A 14,897-nucleotide genomic window follows, 5' to 3' on the forward strand; every position below is an offset into this window, starting at 1 on the left:
GATACAAAGCAAAGGGCGTACCACAGTCGAAGGCTTAAGCGATTAAGCGGGCGTCAAGTACGAAAAGTTGTAGAGTTGCGACATTCTTTTCTGGCATTAACCGTCATCGCCTTCTTTTTACGCACCCAATCCGTACGTACGCACTCTTTCGGAGCAGTCATGACCCAGCCGTTGATCCTCGAACCCCAGAAACCCGCCGACGCCTGTGTGATCTGGTTGCACGGCCTGGGGGCCGACCGTTACGACTTCCTACCGGTGGCCGAATTCCTCCAGGAACGCCTGCTGAGCACCCGCTTCATCATGCCCCAGGCCCCCACCCGCCCGGTGACCATCAACGGTGGCTACGAGATGCCCAGCTGGTACGACATCAAGGCCATGACCCCGGCGCGGGCCATCGACGAAGCACAGTTGGAAGAGTCCGCCGAGCAGGTCATCGCCTTGATCAAGGACGAGCAGGCCAAGGGCATCAGCCTGTCGCGCATCTTCCTGGCCGGTTTCTCCCAGGGCGGCGCGGTGGTGCTGCACACCGCCTATATAAAGTGGCAGGAAGCCCTGGGCGGGGTGATCGCCCTGTCCACCTACGCACCGACCTTCACCGACGGCCAGCAGCTGAGCGCCTGCCAGCAGCGCACCCCGGCGCTGTGCCTGCACGGCGTGCACGACCCGGTGGTGATCCCGTCGATGGGTCGCACCGCGTTCGAGTACCTCAACACCTGGGGCGTCGCCGCCCGCTGGTACGAGTACCCGATGGAGCACGAAGTGGTGGTCGAGGAACTCAACGACATCCATGAATGGCTGAGCCGCCAGCTGCAGTAACCCTGTAGCCCGCCATGCATTGCACTACGCCGCGCCCGATTCTTGCATTACACTGCCCGGCGTACATTCCTTAACCAGTTGACGAGACGACCGTGCTCAAGGCACTCAAGAAAATATTCGCCAAGGGAGACGCCGCGCCGCAGGCCGCCGAGCCCGTCGCCGTGACCCCGCCCGCGCCAGCCGCGCAACCGGCTGTCGAGAAGGCGCCAGCGCGCCAGCACGCCAAGCCCAGGCCTGCGGCAAAACCACAGGCCGAACCCCAACCCGCCGACCAGCCGCGCGCCGAGCAGCCCGCCCGGGACAAGCCGCGCCGTGAACGCAAGCCCAAGCCCCAGGCCAGCCTGTGGAAGCCCGAGGATTTCGTGGTCGAACCGCAGGAAGGCAAGACCCGCTTCCACGACTTCAAGCTCTCCAACGCGCTGATGCACGCCATCCACGACCTCGGCTTCCCCTACTGCACGCCGATCCAGGCCCAGGTCCTGGGCCACACCCTGCGTGGCCAGGACGCCATCGGCCGGGCCCAGACCGGCACCGGCAAGACCGCCGCGTTCCTGATCTCGATCATCTCGCAGCTGCAGCAGGTGCCGCCGCCCAAGGAGCGCTACATGGGCGAGCCGCGGGCACTGATCATCGCCCCGACCCGCGAGCTGGTGGTGCAGATCGCCAAGGATGCCCAGGCCCTGACCAAGTACAGCGGCCTGAACGTGATGAGCTTCGTCGGCGGCATGGACTTCGACAAGCAGCTGAAATCTCTGGAGGCCCGCCACTGCGACATCCTGGTGGCCACCCCCGGCCGTCTGCTGGACTTCAACCAGCGCGGCGAGGTACACCTGGACATGGTCGAGGTCCTGGTGCTGGACGAGGCCGACCGCATGCTCGACATGGGCTTCATCCCCCAGGTCCGCCAGATCATCCGCCAGACCCCGCCAAAGAGCGAGCGCCAGACCCTGCTGTTCTCCGCCACCTTCACCGACGACGTGATGAACCTGGCCAAGCAGTGGACCACCGACCCGGCGATCGTCGAGATCGAGCCGGAGAACGTGGCCAGCGAGACCGTCGAGCAGCACGTCTATGCCGTGGCCGGCAGCGACAAGTACAAGCTGCTGTACAACCTGGTCACGCAGAACAAGTGGGAACGGGTGATGGTGTTCGCCAACCGCAAGGACGAAGTGCGGCGCATCGAGGAGAAACTGGTGCGCGACGGCATCAATGCCGCCCAGCTGTCGGGCGACGTGCCGCAGCACAAGCGCATCCGCACCCTGGAGAACTTCCGCGAGGGGCGCATCAGCGTGCTGGTGGCCACCGACGTGGCCGGGCGCGGCATCCATATCGACGGCATCAGCCACGTGATCAACTTCACCCTGCCGGAAGATCCGGACGACTACGTGCACCGTATCGGCCGTACCGGTCGCGCGGGCAGCAGTGGTGTGTCGATCAGCTTTGCCGGCGAGGACGATTCGTACCAGCTGCCGGCGATCGAGGAGCTGCTGGGGCGCAAGATCAAGTGCGAGATGCCGCCGGACGAGCTGCTGAAGCCGGTGCCGCGCAAGCATCATTGATCTTCAAGGCCGCTTACCTCCCTGTAGGAGCGGCCTTTCCCTAGGACTCCCAACGCCCCGCCGCATCCTGATCGCTCTGCTTCCCTTCCACCCAGCGCGGCCCATCCTGAGTGCTTTCCTTCTTCCAGAACGGCGCCCGGGTCTTCAGGTAATCCATGATGAAGTTGCAGGCATCGAACGCCGCCTGGCGGTGCGCGCTGGCCACGCCGACGAAGACGATCGGCTCGCCCGGCTCCAGGGCGCCGATGCGGTGCAGCACCTCGACCTTGAGCAACGGCCAGCGCTGCTCGGCCTCGACCACGATCTTGGCCAGGGCCTTCTCGGTCATCCCCGGGTAGTGCTCAAGGAACATCCCGGCCACGTCCAGGCCATCGTTGAAGTCGCGCACGTAGCCGACGAAACCGACCACCGCGCCCACGCCGACATTGGCGGCGTGCATGGCGTTGACCTCGGCCCCCGGGTCGAAGGCCGCCTGCTGAACACGTACGGCCACGATCAACCTCCAGTCACGGGTGGGAAGAACGCGATCTCGTCACCCTCTTCCAATGGCTCATCGAGCCGGCACAGCTCTTCGTTGCGGGCGCACATCAGGTTCTGCTCGGCCAGCACCGCGTAGTGCCCGCCCTTGCCCACCAGGGCCTGGCGCACGTCGGCCAGCACCTTGAAGTCGCCTTCCAGACGCTCGGTATCGACGCCCAGCAACTCACGGTAGCGGGCGAAATACATGACCTTGACCTTCATCACCCCTCCACCTTGTAGTGGCCGCTCTTGCCGCCGGTCTTCTCCAGCAGGCGCACCTGCTCGATGACCATGCCCTTGTCCACCGCCTTGCACATGTCGTAGATCGTCAGCGCGGCGACGCTGGCGGCGGTCAGGGCTTCCATCTCGACGCCGGTCTGCCCGGCCAGCTTGCAGCGGGCGACGATATGCACCACGTCCTCGCCTTCGGCGGCCAGTTCGACCTTGACGCCGGTGAGCATCAGCGGATGGCACAGCGGGATCAGGTCGCTGGTCTTCTTCGCCGCCTGGATGCCGGCGATGCGCGCCACGGCGAACACGTCGCCCTTGGGGTGTTGGCCATCGACGATCATGCGCAGGGTGTCCGGCAACATGCGCACCCGTGCCTCGGCAATCGCCTCGCGCGCGGTCACGGCCTTTTCAGTGACGTCGACCATGTTGGCGCGCCCCTGGGAATCAAGATGAGTCAGCACTGCTCTGCTCCTGGGTAGGGAGTACAGAGTGTAAACCTGCAGGTCAGCTTTGAGCAGAGGGCAGATCAGCGCATCGCGGGGCAAGCCCGCTCCCACGACGAATCGTGGGAGCGGGCTTGGATTACAGGTGCGACTCGGCGTACTCGGCCAGCACCGAGCGCGGCACGCCCTGCAGGGTGATGTGAACGCCGTGGGGGAAGTCCTTGAAGCGTTCGGTCAGGTAGGTCAGCCCAGAGCTGGTGGCCGACAGGTACGGCGTGTCGATCTGCGCCAGGTTGCCCAGGCAGACCACCTTGGACCCGTTCCCCGCGCGGGTGATGATGGTCTTGATCTGGTGCGGCGTGAGGTTCTGGCACTCGTCGATGAGGATCAGGCTCTGCTGGAAGCTGCGACCCCGGATGTAGTTCAGCGACTTGAACTGCAACGGCACCCGCTCGAGGATGTACTCGACGCTGCCGTGGGTGCTCTCGTCGTCCATGTGCAGCGCTTCGAGGTTGTCGGTGATGGCGCCCAGCCAGGGCTCCATCTTCTCCGCCTCGGTGCCCGGCAGGAAGCCGATCTCCTGGTCCAGCCCCTGCACGCTGCGGGTGGCGATGATGCGCCGGTAGCGCTTGCTGACCATGGTCTGCTCGATGGCCGCGGCCAACGCCAGGATGGTCTTGCCGGAGCCGGCGGCGCCGGTCAGGTTGACCAGGTGGATATCCGGGTCGAGCAGGGCGAACAGCGCCAGGCTCTGGTGGATGTCCCGCGGCTTGAGGCCCCAGGCCTCCTGGTGCAGCAGCGGTTCCTGGTGCAGGTCGAGCAGCAGCAGCTCGTCGTTGCGGATGCCCTTGATCCAACCGACGAAGCCCTGTTCATCGATGATGAACTCGTTGATGTGCACCGCCGGCAGGTTGTCGATCAGTTGCACCCGGTGCCAGGTACGGCCGCGTTCCTGGCGGGTGTCGACCTTGCTCACGCGGTCCCAGAACGATCCTGTGACCGAGTGATAGCCCTTGGACAGCAAGGACACGTCGTCGACCAGCTGGTCGGTGCTGTAGTCCTCGGCGGCGATCCCGCAGGCACGCGCCTTCAGGCGCATGTTGATGTCCTTGGTCACCAGCACCACGTCGAGGTCCTTGCGCTTGGCGCGCAGGTCCAGCAGCTGGTTGATGATGATGTTGTCGGCGAGGTTTTCGGGGAGCAGGCGGTTCGGCTCGTTGCGCGTGCTCATGAGGATGGACAGGAAGCCCTTGGGCCCGCTCTTGCCGCGCTGGATCGGCACGCCCTGCTCGACATCGCTGGGCGAGGCATCACCGAGGGTCTGGTCGATCAGGCGGATGGCCTGGCGACACTCGGCGGCGATGGTGTGTTTACCGGTCTTGAGCTTGTCGAGTTCCTCCAGCACCGTCATCGGTATGGCGACGTGGTGCTCCTCGAAGTTGAGCAGGGCGTTGGGGTCGTGAATCAGGACGTTGGTATCGAGCACATACAGGATTGGCTGGTTGGAGGAAGGGGTGCGTCCTTGGTCATCCATACTCGTTCACCTTATGTGAAAGCCACACGGCGCGAACGGCTGCGCCGCAGAGTGACTGCCGTTCTTCCCGTATCCGCGTTGTTACGGGCGGGAAGCTCACCTGGCAAAAGGGGCGTGGATGACGCCACCTGTGCTGCAGGGTTCGGCTGTCTGGTTCCTTGATACCGCAAAAACCATGACCGAAAAAAGTCTTTTTACGCTCCGGTGAAGTTTATTTTTCGGATTGACGAACAGGGCTTGGCGCGAGGCCGGAGCGGGACTACAGTCAGAGATCAGGTGCCGCATCAAGCCCGTTCAGGCGCGCACGAAACGCTGGCGCAGCACATCGCTCAGGGCGTCCACCAGCAGCACCAGCAACAGCATGGCGATGATCACCGTGCTGGCCTGGGCCTCCTGGAACAGGCTCAGGGTCGCATAGAGCATCTGCCCCAGCCCACCCGCCCCCACGAAGCCCAGCACGCTGGCCATGCGGATATTGTTCTCCCAGCGATACAAGCTGTACGCCAGCAGTTGCGGCCACAGGTTGGGCAGCGTGCCGAAACAGAACGCCGCCACCTGGCTGCCGCCCTGCAGGCGGATCGCTGCCGCAGGCTCCGCCGGGGCATTCTCCAGCGCCTCGGCGAACAGCCGCCCCAGCACCCCGGCGGTGTGCAGCGCCAGCGCCAGGGTGCCGGCATTCGGCCCCAGGCCTGCCGCCAGCACGGTCAGCGCCGCCCAGACCAGCTCCGGAATCGCCCGCAACGCATTGAGTAGCAGGCGCGCCGCGCCCTGCAACGGCCAGCCGAAGCGGCCGGCGGCCGGCAGCGCCAGCAACAGGCCGAGCAGCATCGCCAGGAGCGTCCCCATTCCGGACATCGCCAGCGTTTCCAGGGCGCCCTGCCCTACCGCCCACAGGTGCGCCGGGGACAGGTCAGGGTGCAGGAAGCGCGCCGCGTATTCGCCCATCTGCGCCGGCCCGCCGCTGCCGACAACCGCTGCCAGGTCCAGCTCCAGGTAGCCGAACGACGCCACAACCGCCGCCAGGATCGCGACAATCACCAGCCCATTGATCGCCCGCCTCATGCGAGCCTCCCGCGCAGGAAGCGGCTGAGCAGGTCGGCCAGCATCACCAGCAGCAGGAAGGTCAGCAGCATGCTCGCCACCTCGGCGCCGGCGAACATGCGCATCGACAGGTCGATCTGCTGGCCCAGGCCACCGGCGCCGACGAAGCCCATCACCACGGAGGCGCGCACCGCGCATTCCCAGCGGTACACGGTGTAGGACACCACCTCGCTCGCGGCCTCGGGCAGGGTGCCGTAGAAAAACGCCGACAGCCGGCTGCTGCCGGCCTGGAGCAAGGCATGGGCCGGGCGCTGGTCCACCGACTCGAAGATCTCCGCGTAGACCTTGCCAAGCATGCCGCTGTAGGTAATGGCGATGGCCAGCACCCCGGCGGTCGGGCCCAGGCCCACGGCGCGGACGAACAGCAGGGCCCAGACGATCTCCGGCACGCTGCGCAGGAAGATCAGCACGCCGCGCACCGGCAGGCGCGCAGCGCGTGACCATGGTCCCAGACGTCCACCATTGGAAGCCGCCCGCAGCGACAACGCCCGGCTGGCCAGCAGGCTGGCCGGGACTGCCAGCAGCAACGCCAGGGTCATGCCCGCCGTGGCCACGGCCAGGGTCTGCACGGTGGCGGTGAACAGCAGGTCGAGAAACCCGGCGTCGTGGGCCGGGGGCCAGAACGCGCTGACGAAGCTGGCCATCTGCCGGCGGTTCTCGGCCTGCAACAGCACGCCGGGGTCGAGTTCGCTCAAGCGCAGGCCCGGCCACAGCAGCGCCAGGCACAGCAGGGTCAACAACAAGCGGGGGATGGCAGCGGGATCGCGCTGGTCGGTGCTCAGCATCGCGGGATCTGCACCTGCAGGCTCGCCGTCGCGGCGACAGGCGAGGCCAGTTGCTCGTTGGCGTACAAGGCATCGAGCATCGCTTCGCTGACCGCTGCTGCCGGACAATCGAACGCCACCTGCCCGGCACGAATACCGATGATGCGCGGAAAATGCGCCAGGGCGAGCTCCACCGCGTGCAGGCTGGCGACCAGGGTCACGCCATGGGCCTGGGCATGGCGGTTGAGCAGCGCCAGGCTATGGTCGGCCAGCACCGGGTCCATGGCCGAAACTGGTTCGTCGGTCAGCAGCACTTCAGGTCGCTGGTACAAGGCGCGGGCGATGCCGACCCGCTGCAACTGGCCACCGGACAACTGCCCGCATTGGGCGAACAGCTTGTCGGCCATGCCCAGCTCGGCCAGCGCCGCACGGGCACCGGGTACATCGCCGGGGTGGATCAGGTTGAGCAGCCCGCGCAGCGTGCCCCACTGCCCCAGGCGCCCCGCCAGCACGGCGGTGACCACCCGCTGGCGCGGCGGCAGGGGCGGCGCCTGGTGCACCAGGCCGACCCGTGCGCGCAGGCGCTGGCGAGCCCTGGCAGACAATGCCCAGGGTTGCTCGCCCAACAGTTCCAGGCGCCCTTCACTGGGCGGCACGGCAGTGGCCATCAGGTGCAGCAGGCTGGACTTGCCGGCCCCGGACGGGCCGATGATCGCCACCCGCTCGCCCTGGCCGAACTGCAGGTCCACCGCGCTCAAGGCCTGGACCTGGCCATGGCGCACACTGGCGCCCTGAACACGGATACTCACTTGAGCAGGCCGGCCTCACGCGCGGCTTGCTCGGTGCCCGCGTAGTTCTCGGGCTTGGTCTCGATGAAGCGGCTGGCGGCCTGCAGGTCGAGGATCGCCTTGTCCGCAGGCTTGGCCGGGTCCAGGGCAAGGAAGGCCTGCTTGATCTTTTCTTTAAGCGCCGGGTCCATGTTGCCGCGCACGGTCCAGTTGTAGTCGAAGTACTCCGGCGTGGTGGCGAACACCTTCACCTTGCTGGTGTCGACCTTGCCGGCCGCGACCAGCTTGTCCCAGACGCTGGCGTTGAGCACACCGGCATCGGCCTTACCGGCCTGGACCCAGGCGGCGGTGGCATCGTGGGCGCCGGAATAGGCGACGCGGCTGAAGTACTCCTCGGGCTTGATGTTGTCGTTCTTGAGCATGAAGTAACGCGGCATCAGGCTGCCCGAGGTGGACGAAATCGAACCGAAGGCGAAGGTCTTGCCCTTCAGATCCTTGAGGCTCTTCACGTCCGGGTTGGCGGTGATGAACTTGCTGGTGAACTTGGCATCCTGCTCACGCTGCACCAGCGGCGTGGCCTTGGGGTCCTTCAGGTGCACCTGGACGAAGGTGAAGCCCCCCAGCCAGGCCAGGTCCAGGCGATCGCTGGCCAGCGACTCGACCACCGCCGGGTAGTCGGCCACCGGCACGAACTGCACCTTCATGCCCAGCTGCTGCTCGAGGTATTCGCCCAGCGGCTTGAACTTGCGCAGCAGTTCGGTTGGTGCCTCGTCGGGGATGGCGCTGACGCGCAGCACATCGGCGGCCTGGGCGACCACCGCGCAGCAGGACAGCGCGAGGCCGGCAAACAGGGCCAGGGGGCGTTTGAGCATGGGGATTCTCCGGTTCGATAGCGGGGCATGAGTCGATGGCGCATCGCAGGTCTGCGTGGGAGCGGGCTTGCCCCGCGATGCTGATAAACGAGGGAAGTATAAGAGCCGCAGGCACAAAGGCCAGCTTTGCTACAATCGCGCATCACGAAAAGTCGAGGTGCACATGAGCGAGCCGATTCGTCTGACACAGTACAGCCACGGCGCTGGCTGTGGCTGCAAGATTTCTCCCAAGGTCCTGGATGTGATCCTCGCCGAGAGCGGCACCCAGGCCCTCGACCCAAAACTCTGGGTCGGCAACGCCTCGCGCGACGACGCCGCCGTCTACGCCCTGGATGACGAGCGTGGCGTGGTCTCGACCACCGACTTCTTCATGCCCATCGTCGACGACCCGTACGACTTCGGCCGCATTGCCGCCACCAACGCCATCAGCGACATCTACGCCATGGGCGGTGACCCGCTGATGGCCATCGCCATCCTCGGCTGGCCGGTCAACGTGCTGCCGCCAGAAGTCGCCCGCGAGGTGATCCGCGGCGGCCGCGCCGTGTGCGCCGAAGCGGGCATCCCGCTGGCCGGCGGCCACTCCATCGACGCCCCCGAGCCGATCTTCGGCCTGGCCGTGACCGGCGTGGTGAGCAAGCGCCACCTCAAGCGCAACGACACCGCCAGCGTCGGCTGCCGCCTGTACCTGACCAAGCCGCTGGGCATCGGCATCCTCACCACCGCCGAGAAGAAGGCCAAGCTGCGCGAACAGGACCAAGGCCTGGCCCGCGACTGGATGTGCACCCTCAACACCCCGGGCAGCCGCTTCGGCAAGCTCGACGGCGTGCAGGCCATGACCGACGTCACCGGTTTCGGCCTGCTCGGCCACCTGGTCGAAGTCGCCGAAGGCAGCGGCCTCACCGCCCGCCTGCAGTTCGCTGCCGTGCCGCGCCTGCCAAGCGTCGAGCATTACCTGGCCGAAGGCTGCATCCCCGGCGGCACCCTGCGCAACTTCGACAGCTACGGGCACAAGATCGGCGCGTTGAGCGACGAGCAGAAGCACCTGCTGTGCGACCCGCAGACCAGCGGCGGCCTGCTGGTGGCGGTCACCCCGCAGGGCGAGACGGAATTCCTCGCCGTGGCGCGGGAACTCGGGCTCGAGCTGGCGCCGATCGGCGAGCTGGTCGAGCGACAGAGCCACGCAGTCGAGGTGATCTGATGCGCCCCGACTGCACCGAGCTGAAACAGCTGTTCCTCGACGACGTGCCGATGATGGACATGCGCGCACCAATCGAATTCACCAAGGGCGCCTTCCCCGGCGCCGTAAACCTGCCGCTGATGAACGACCAGGAGCGGCAGAAGGTCGGCACCTGCTACAAGCAGCAGGGCCAGGCCGCCGCCATCGCCCTGGGCCACCAGTTGGTCAACGGCGCGCTCAAGCAGCAGCGCCTGGAAGACTGGGCCGCGTTCACCCAGGCCCATCCCGACGGCTACCTCTACTGCTTCCGTGGCGGCCTGCGCTCGCAGATCGTCCAGGGCTGGCTCAAGGACGCCGGCATCCAGTACCCGAAGGTGGTGGGCGGCTACAAGGCCATGCGCACCCTGCTGATGGATACCACGCTGCAGGCGGTGCAGCAGTGCGAGTTCGTTCTGCTGGGCGGGCTGACCGGCACCGGCAAGACCGATGTGCTGCACCAGCTGGACAACGTGCTCGATCTGGAAGGCCACGCCAACCACCGCGGCTCCAGCTTCGGCAAGCGCGCCACGGCGCAGCCGGCGCAGATCGATTTCGAGAACGCGCTGGCCATCGACATCCTCAAGAAACGCGAGCGTGGCACCGGCCAGTTCGTGCTCGAGGACGAAGGCCGCGTGGTCGGCAGCTGCGCGGTGCCGCTGGAGCTGTACCAGGGCATGCAGCGCTATCCGCTGGTGTGGCTTGAAGACAGCTTCGAGCATCGCGTGGAACGCATCCTGCGCGACTACGTGATCAACCTGTGCGCCGAATACATCGCCGTGCACGGTGCAGAGGCTGGCGGCCCACTGTTCGCCGAGCGCATGCGCCAGAGCATGGCCAACATCCACAAGCGCCTGGGCGGCGAACGCTTCCAGCGGCTGTCGACGTTGCTCGACCAGGCGCTAGAGGAGCAGTTGCGCAGTGGTGACGTGAGCCTGCACCGAGGGTGGATCGAAGGGCTGCTCAAGGAATACTACGACCCGATGTACGCCTACCAGCGTGAGGCCAAGGCACAGCGGATCGAGTTCGCCGGAGACGGGGTGGAGGTGCGCGAGTACCTGAAGGCCCGGGCACGACGCGCGCACCGCAGCGCCTGAAGCTCGGGCAAGACCGCTCCAATGGAACTGCAAATGACTGATTGATTTAGCAGGGACCTGTGGGAGCGGCTTTAGCCGCGAACACCGGCGAAGCCGGTGCCAGGCACCGCGTTGGATTCTTCGCGGGTAAACCCGCTCCCACAGTCGCGCAGGGAGCTGACTTCGCGGGTAGTCCGCGCACCCTGTGGGAGCGGGCTTGCCCGCGAACACCGGCAAAGCCGGTGCCATACCCCGCTTGACTAGCCCACCAAAGGACCACTGCACCTCGCGTCAATGCTTGTACAACTTGAACTCACGATCTATCCAGATCACATGGAAGATCCGCCCGCTGCGATACCCCACCATCGCCACCAGATCGAAAGCCCTGAACGCCAGCAACCGAACATCCTCGGTGAGAAATGAAGGCAACACAGCCCTGATACTGCCGCGTGAAATCGTCTCCGTGCCATAACCGTGTCGATCGAGCTGGCGGATCTCTCGCCACGTGCGTTGGCTGATCTGGCGCAGTCGCTCGAGCATCCGCGCCCGCTCCGCCTGCTGGCAATCCTGGATGCACCAACCTGATTGCAGGTACTCCAGTGAGAACACTGGTGGGCGCAAGTCCGAATCGTCAGCCTCGCCTGCCGCTTGGCGTGTCCTGACCTGATTTCCCTGGGCGTCTCGCTCCTTGAGTCGCTTGCGTACCATTGCTCAGTTCACCAGGTGGTTCCTGAAGTAGCGCTGCATTTCGTCCCGGGGAATTTCCCGGCTGAAAGCGCCCTCCTGATAATTGTCCCGCCAGGGGTCTTCTTCATGGGTCAGTTGGCGGAGCTTCCACGCCGAATACTGCCCATAAACCTCGAAGACCTCCTTGATCAGACGGGCCTGCTCCCGGGAAAAGCAGGTCGGCTCGAACACGGCAGGCACCGGAATCGGGTTCGAGCCGTGCTGGCTGAACCGGCGGTAGAGGTCGGGCACCACCGGGCCATGCATCCAGGCCTCGATTCGCTCTTCGAACAACGGCCCGCCCAGCAAGACCAAGCTGAAGCCCTGCGCGTAATAAACCAGCTTCTGCAGCTTCAGGTTCGAGATTTCACCCGCCTCGCCTTCCAGCGTGAGGAAGTAGTTGGCGACATCGGTGCTGTCAGGCATGTGCTCCTCCCTTGGTGAACAAGCTGTCCATGAGCTGTACAAAAATACAGCCATCAAGGTCGCGGCGATACCCTTCAGCCGACCAGATCAACCACCAATCTGTAAGCTGATGCTGCGCTACTGCCCCGGACTGAGCACACGCTCCAGCTCCGCCGCCCGGTCCTTGCTCATGTCCATCTCGCACATCGCGCCTTCGATGCGGTAGATGCTGCCGTTGCTCAACTTGCCGTGGAACGCGCAGTTGCCGTCGCGGTACTTCATCCAGGTACGCTGGACTTCGCGCAGGTCCTTCTGCTGCTGGCTGTCGAGCTTGGCCATCAACTGCTTGTAGACCCGGTTCAGCCGGTCATCCTGTAGCTGGGTCTCGGCCTGGATACAGGCGCCCATGGCCAAGGTGCTGGAGGCCTTGTCCATGCACTGGGTGTAGGTGGGCGAATAGTCTTCGGCCTGGGCAGAGGTCGCGATCAGCAGGGCGGCAACGCCGGGCAGGTAACGCTTGAACATGGGCATTCCTTCTCGCTTAGGGTCTTGGCACAGCCTAGTGTCCTGTCTTGGAAATACGTTCTCTTTTGGCGAGTGGCTTGGGTGTTCGGGCAAGGCGCCGCGACGAGTCATAGCAGGGCTATGGCGAGGAGTGGCAACGCAGGCCGGGCGCCCAAGACGCCGCCAAAAGTGAACAGCTTATTTCCGAGACAGGACACTAGCACCCTGCCACGCTTTCGTTCACGCACAGCGCCTGGATCCGCGCCCGCAGCCAGCGGTGCCCGGCATCGCCGTCACGCCGCGAATGCCAGGCCTGGGCGAAGGCGAACGGCGAGATCGCCAGGGGCGGCGCGAACTGGCGCAGCGCCGGGTCCAGCCGGGCACCGGCGAGGCTGCGCCGGGCCACGGTGAGCACCAGATCGGTCCCGGCAATGAGGCTTTGGGCCACACCCCAATGCGGCAGGGTCAAGGCGATGCGCCGACGTGCGCCCAAGCTGGCCAGGGCCTGGTCGATCTCGTTGTCGATGCCGGGGCGTACCGCCACCAGCACATGGGGCCGCGCCAGCCACGGGTCGAGCGCCAGGCCGCCACGGGGCGGCAGGCTGGCGCGGTCGGCCAGGCAGACGAAGGACTCCTCGAACAGCACCTGCTGGGCCATTTCCGTCGGCAGCTCCGGGAACACGCCCAGCGCCAGGTCCGCCTCGCCGTCGATCAACTGGCCGAGCATCGCCTCACGGCTGCCCTGGGACACCACCAGGTCAATGCCCGGCGCTTCGCGCCGCAGCAGGCGCATCAGCGCTGGCAGCACCACACGGGCGCCGTAGTCGGACATGGCCAGGCGAAAGGTGCGCCGTGCCCGCGCCGGCTCGAAGCCCGGCGTGCCGAGCAGTCCGTCAAGTTGCTGCAAGGCCTCCTGCAACGGCGCCTGCAGGGCTTCGGCGCGGGCCGTCAGTTGCAGGCGGCCATCGCGTCGCACCAGCAGCGGGTCGGCGAACAGCTCGCGCAACTGCGCCAGGGCATGACTGACCGCCGGCTGGCTGCGATGCAGGCGCAGGGCCGCGCGGGAGACGTGTTGCTCGCTGAGCAGGGCATGCAGGGTCAGCAGCAGGTTGAGGTCGATGCGACGCAGATCATCCATGGTACGAATACAACCTGTGCGAAGTTCGAATTTCCATCATTGAAATGCATGATCGAGACTAAGGCCAGTGTTCTGATCAGGAGTAGACACCATGCCAGCCAGCCTCTTCGCCGCCCTCCCCTTGCTCATCGCCCTGCTCGCCGGCGCCGCCGTGCCGTTCCAGGCCGGCAGCAACGCCGCGCTCGGGCGCCTGCTCGGCCATCCGCTATGGGCTGCCGGGGTATCGTTGCTGGTCAGCCTGCTGATGCTGGTGCCGGCCCTGCTGTTCATGCGCGCGCCGCTGCCGCAGGTGCAGCAACTGGCCCATGCGCCCTGGTGGGCATGGTTCGGTGGCGTCGCCGGGGTGCTCTACATCACCGCCGCGCTGGTGCTGACGCCGCGCCTGGGGGCGGCGGGGTTTATCGTCTGCGTGGTGGCCGGGCAGGTGCTGTCGTCGCTGCTGATCGACCAGTTTGGCTTGATGGGGTTGCCGGAGCGGCCGGTGAACCTGTTGCGGCTGGCGGGGGTGGGGATGATCGTGCTCGGGATGATCGTGGTGCAGTGGGGCACGGCGCGTTGAGCGCCTGACATAGCAGCCCTATCGCGGGGCAAGCCCGCTCCCACGCACTCATTGCGCTGCCCTGTAGGGGCAATTGCCATCACAAGGCGTGCGGCTGCTCCGGCGGCACGATCACCTTGTGCGGCTCGAAACGCAGCGACGGCATCTGCGTACCGGCATATAGCGCCACGCTCAGGGCAGCGATCAGCGCCACATCGAGCCAGCCCCAGCCCGGCACATCCACCGCCGAGCGCGCCTTCCAGCACCACCACAGCTGCCCCAGGCAGAACATCAGGATCGCCAGCAGCCACAGATAGAAGCCCGCGCCGAAGCCGGTCACATTCTGGAAGGCGTAGCTCTGGTTGTCCGGCAAGCGGGTTATGGCGAAGCTGCTGGCCGCCAGGTACAACGCCACCAGGCCGCATACCAGCGCCAGGCGGCGGAACCGACGATGGGCGAGGATAGCCAGCGCCAGCAGCGGGTTGGCGAACCACTGGTACAGACCGAAGGCGATGCCCCAGGGGCCGTAGAGCAGCATCTGCAACGCCGGCACATGCCGACCCGCCCCCGTCAGGGCGCCATCGAAGGCCAGGCTCAGCAGGTACAGGGCCAGGCTGGTGGTCAGGTAGAAAGCGGGCAAGTCAGGTACCTGGAGAAAACGGGACAAGCT

The 14,897-nt window shown here is 65.9% G+C and carries 18 protein-coding genes; 5 read left to right on the forward strand and 13 right to left on the reverse strand.

Going from position 1 to position 14,897, the window contains the following annotated elements:
• Positions 1 to 159 precede the first annotated feature (159 nt).
• Both ACZ899_RS14525 and rhlB read left to right on the forward strand, forming a co-directional pair.
• Positions 160 to 816: an alpha/beta hydrolase gene (locus tag ACZ899_RS14525; RefSeq protein ID WP_186713233.1), complete on the forward strand. Its 657-nt coding sequence runs from the start codon at positions 160 to 162 to the stop codon at positions 814 to 816.
• A 92-nt stretch (positions 817 to 908) separates the two neighbouring features.
• Positions 909 to 2,375: an ATP-dependent RNA helicase RhlB gene (gene rhlB, locus ACZ899_RS14530; RefSeq protein WP_234560479.1), complete on the forward strand. Its 1,467-nt coding sequence runs from the start codon at positions 909 to 911 to the stop codon at positions 2,373 to 2,375.
• Positions 2,376 to 2,415: 40 nt separating this feature from the next.
• On the opposite strand, the gene moaE is transcribed toward rhlB, so the two are convergent.
• The 8 genes from moaE to ACZ899_RS14570 form a co-directional block, all read right to left on the reverse strand.
• Positions 2,416 to 2,868: a molybdopterin synthase catalytic subunit MoaE gene (gene moaE / locus ACZ899_RS14535; protein ID WP_234560478.1), complete on the reverse strand. Its 453-nt coding sequence runs from the start codon at positions 2,866 to 2,868 to the stop codon at positions 2,416 to 2,418.
• Between the two features lie 2 nt (positions 2,869 to 2,870).
• Positions 2,871 to 3,116, reverse strand: coding sequence for a molybdopterin converting factor subunit 1 (moaD, locus tag ACZ899_RS14540; protein WP_234560477.1), 246 nt, complete (start codon positions 3,114 to 3,116; stop codon positions 2,871 to 2,873).
• Positions 3,116 to 3,586: a cyclic pyranopterin monophosphate synthase MoaC gene (moaC, locus tag ACZ899_RS14545; protein WP_046857035.1), complete on the reverse strand. Its 471-nt coding sequence runs from the start codon at positions 3,584 to 3,586 to the stop codon at positions 3,116 to 3,118. The genes moaD and moaC overlap by 1 nt, the downstream gene beginning before the upstream one ends.
• A 121-nt stretch (positions 3,587 to 3,707) precedes the next feature.
• Positions 3,708 to 5,102: a PhoH family protein gene (locus ACZ899_RS14550; RefSeq protein ID WP_110736770.1), complete on the reverse strand. Its 1,395-nt coding sequence runs from the start codon at positions 5,100 to 5,102 to the stop codon at positions 3,708 to 3,710.
• A gap of 294 nt (positions 5,103 to 5,396) precedes the next feature.
• The gene (gene phnE, locus ACZ899_RS14555) at positions 5,397 to 6,164 is read right to left on the reverse strand and encodes a phosphonate ABC transporter, permease protein PhnE (protein WP_234560476.1); all 768 of its coding nucleotides are present in this window, start codon (positions 6,162 to 6,164) and stop codon (positions 5,397 to 5,399) included.
• Complete coding sequence (locus tag ACZ899_RS14560) at positions 6,161 to 6,988, reverse strand: PhnE/PtxC family ABC transporter permease (RefSeq protein WP_234560475.1); 828 nt, start codon at positions 6,986 to 6,988, stop codon at positions 6,161 to 6,163. Before ACZ899_RS14560 ends, phnE begins: the two co-directional genes overlap by 4 nt.
• Positions 6,982 to 7,776, reverse strand: a complete 795-nt coding sequence (locus tag ACZ899_RS14565) for a phosphonate ABC transporter ATP-binding protein (protein WP_234560474.1) — start codon at positions 7,774 to 7,776, stop codon at positions 6,982 to 6,984. Before ACZ899_RS14565 ends, ACZ899_RS14560 begins: the two co-directional genes overlap by 7 nt.
• Positions 7,773 to 8,627 (reverse strand): putative selenate ABC transporter substrate-binding protein, encoded by an 855-nt coding sequence (locus ACZ899_RS14570; protein WP_050703810.1) that lies wholly within the window; start codon positions 8,625 to 8,627, stop codon positions 7,773 to 7,775. Before ACZ899_RS14570 ends, ACZ899_RS14565 begins: the two co-directional genes overlap by 4 nt.
• Before the next feature lie 163 nt (positions 8,628 to 8,790).
• Between ACZ899_RS14570 and selD the strand changes: the two genes are divergently transcribed.
• On the forward strand, positions 8,791 to 9,825 hold the full coding sequence (gene selD, locus ACZ899_RS14575; RefSeq protein ID WP_203647933.1) for a selenide, water dikinase SelD: 1,035 nt from the start codon (positions 8,791 to 8,793) through the stop codon (positions 9,823 to 9,825).
• Entirely contained in the window at positions 9,825 to 10,937 is a 1,113-nt protein-coding gene (mnmH, locus tag ACZ899_RS14580) for a tRNA 2-selenouridine(34) synthase MnmH (protein ID WP_203647934.1), read from the forward strand. Before selD ends, mnmH begins: the two co-directional genes overlap by 1 nt.
• Positions 10,938 to 11,207: 270 nt before the next feature.
• On the opposite strand, the gene ACZ899_RS14585 is transcribed toward mnmH, so the two are convergent.
• The 4 genes from ACZ899_RS14585 to ACZ899_RS14600 form a co-directional block, all read right to left on the reverse strand.
• Complete coding sequence (locus ACZ899_RS14585) at positions 11,208 to 11,624, reverse strand: hypothetical protein (RefSeq protein WP_203647935.1); 417 nt, start codon at positions 11,622 to 11,624, stop codon at positions 11,208 to 11,210.
• Positions 11,625 to 11,627: 3 nt separating this feature from the next.
• Complete coding sequence (locus ACZ899_RS14590) at positions 11,628 to 12,068, reverse strand: Panacea domain-containing protein (protein ID WP_203647936.1); 441 nt, start codon at positions 12,066 to 12,068, stop codon at positions 11,628 to 11,630.
• A gap of 117 nt (positions 12,069 to 12,185) precedes the next feature.
• On the reverse strand, positions 12,186 to 12,572 hold the full coding sequence (locus ACZ899_RS14595) for a lysozyme inhibitor LprI family protein (protein ID WP_234560473.1): 387 nt from the start codon (positions 12,570 to 12,572) through the stop codon (positions 12,186 to 12,188).
• Positions 12,573 to 12,768: 196 nt separating this feature from the next.
• Positions 12,769 to 13,689, reverse strand: coding sequence for a LysR family transcriptional regulator (locus ACZ899_RS14600; RefSeq protein ID WP_234560472.1), 921 nt, complete (start codon positions 13,687 to 13,689; stop codon positions 12,769 to 12,771).
• Positions 13,690 to 13,780: 91 nt separating this feature from the next.
• Here ACZ899_RS14600 and ACZ899_RS14605 point away from each other — a divergent pair, with 91 nt between their 5' ends.
• Positions 13,781 to 14,248 carry a DMT family transporter gene (locus ACZ899_RS14605; RefSeq protein ID WP_234560471.1) on the forward strand — a complete coding sequence of 156 codons (468 nt, stop codon included), beginning with the start codon at positions 13,781 to 13,783 and terminating at the stop codon, positions 14,246 to 14,248.
• Positions 14,249 to 14,327: 79 nt separating this feature from the next.
• On the opposite strand, the gene ACZ899_RS14610 is transcribed toward ACZ899_RS14605, so the two are convergent.
• Positions 14,328 to 14,867 carry a hypothetical protein gene (locus ACZ899_RS14610; RefSeq protein WP_234560483.1) on the reverse strand — a complete coding sequence of 180 codons (540 nt, stop codon included), beginning with the start codon at positions 14,865 to 14,867 and terminating at the stop codon, positions 14,328 to 14,330.
• Between the last annotated feature and the right edge of the window lie 30 nt (positions 14,868 to 14,897).

The organism is Pseudomonas sp. TE31087, from assembly GCF_057284075.1.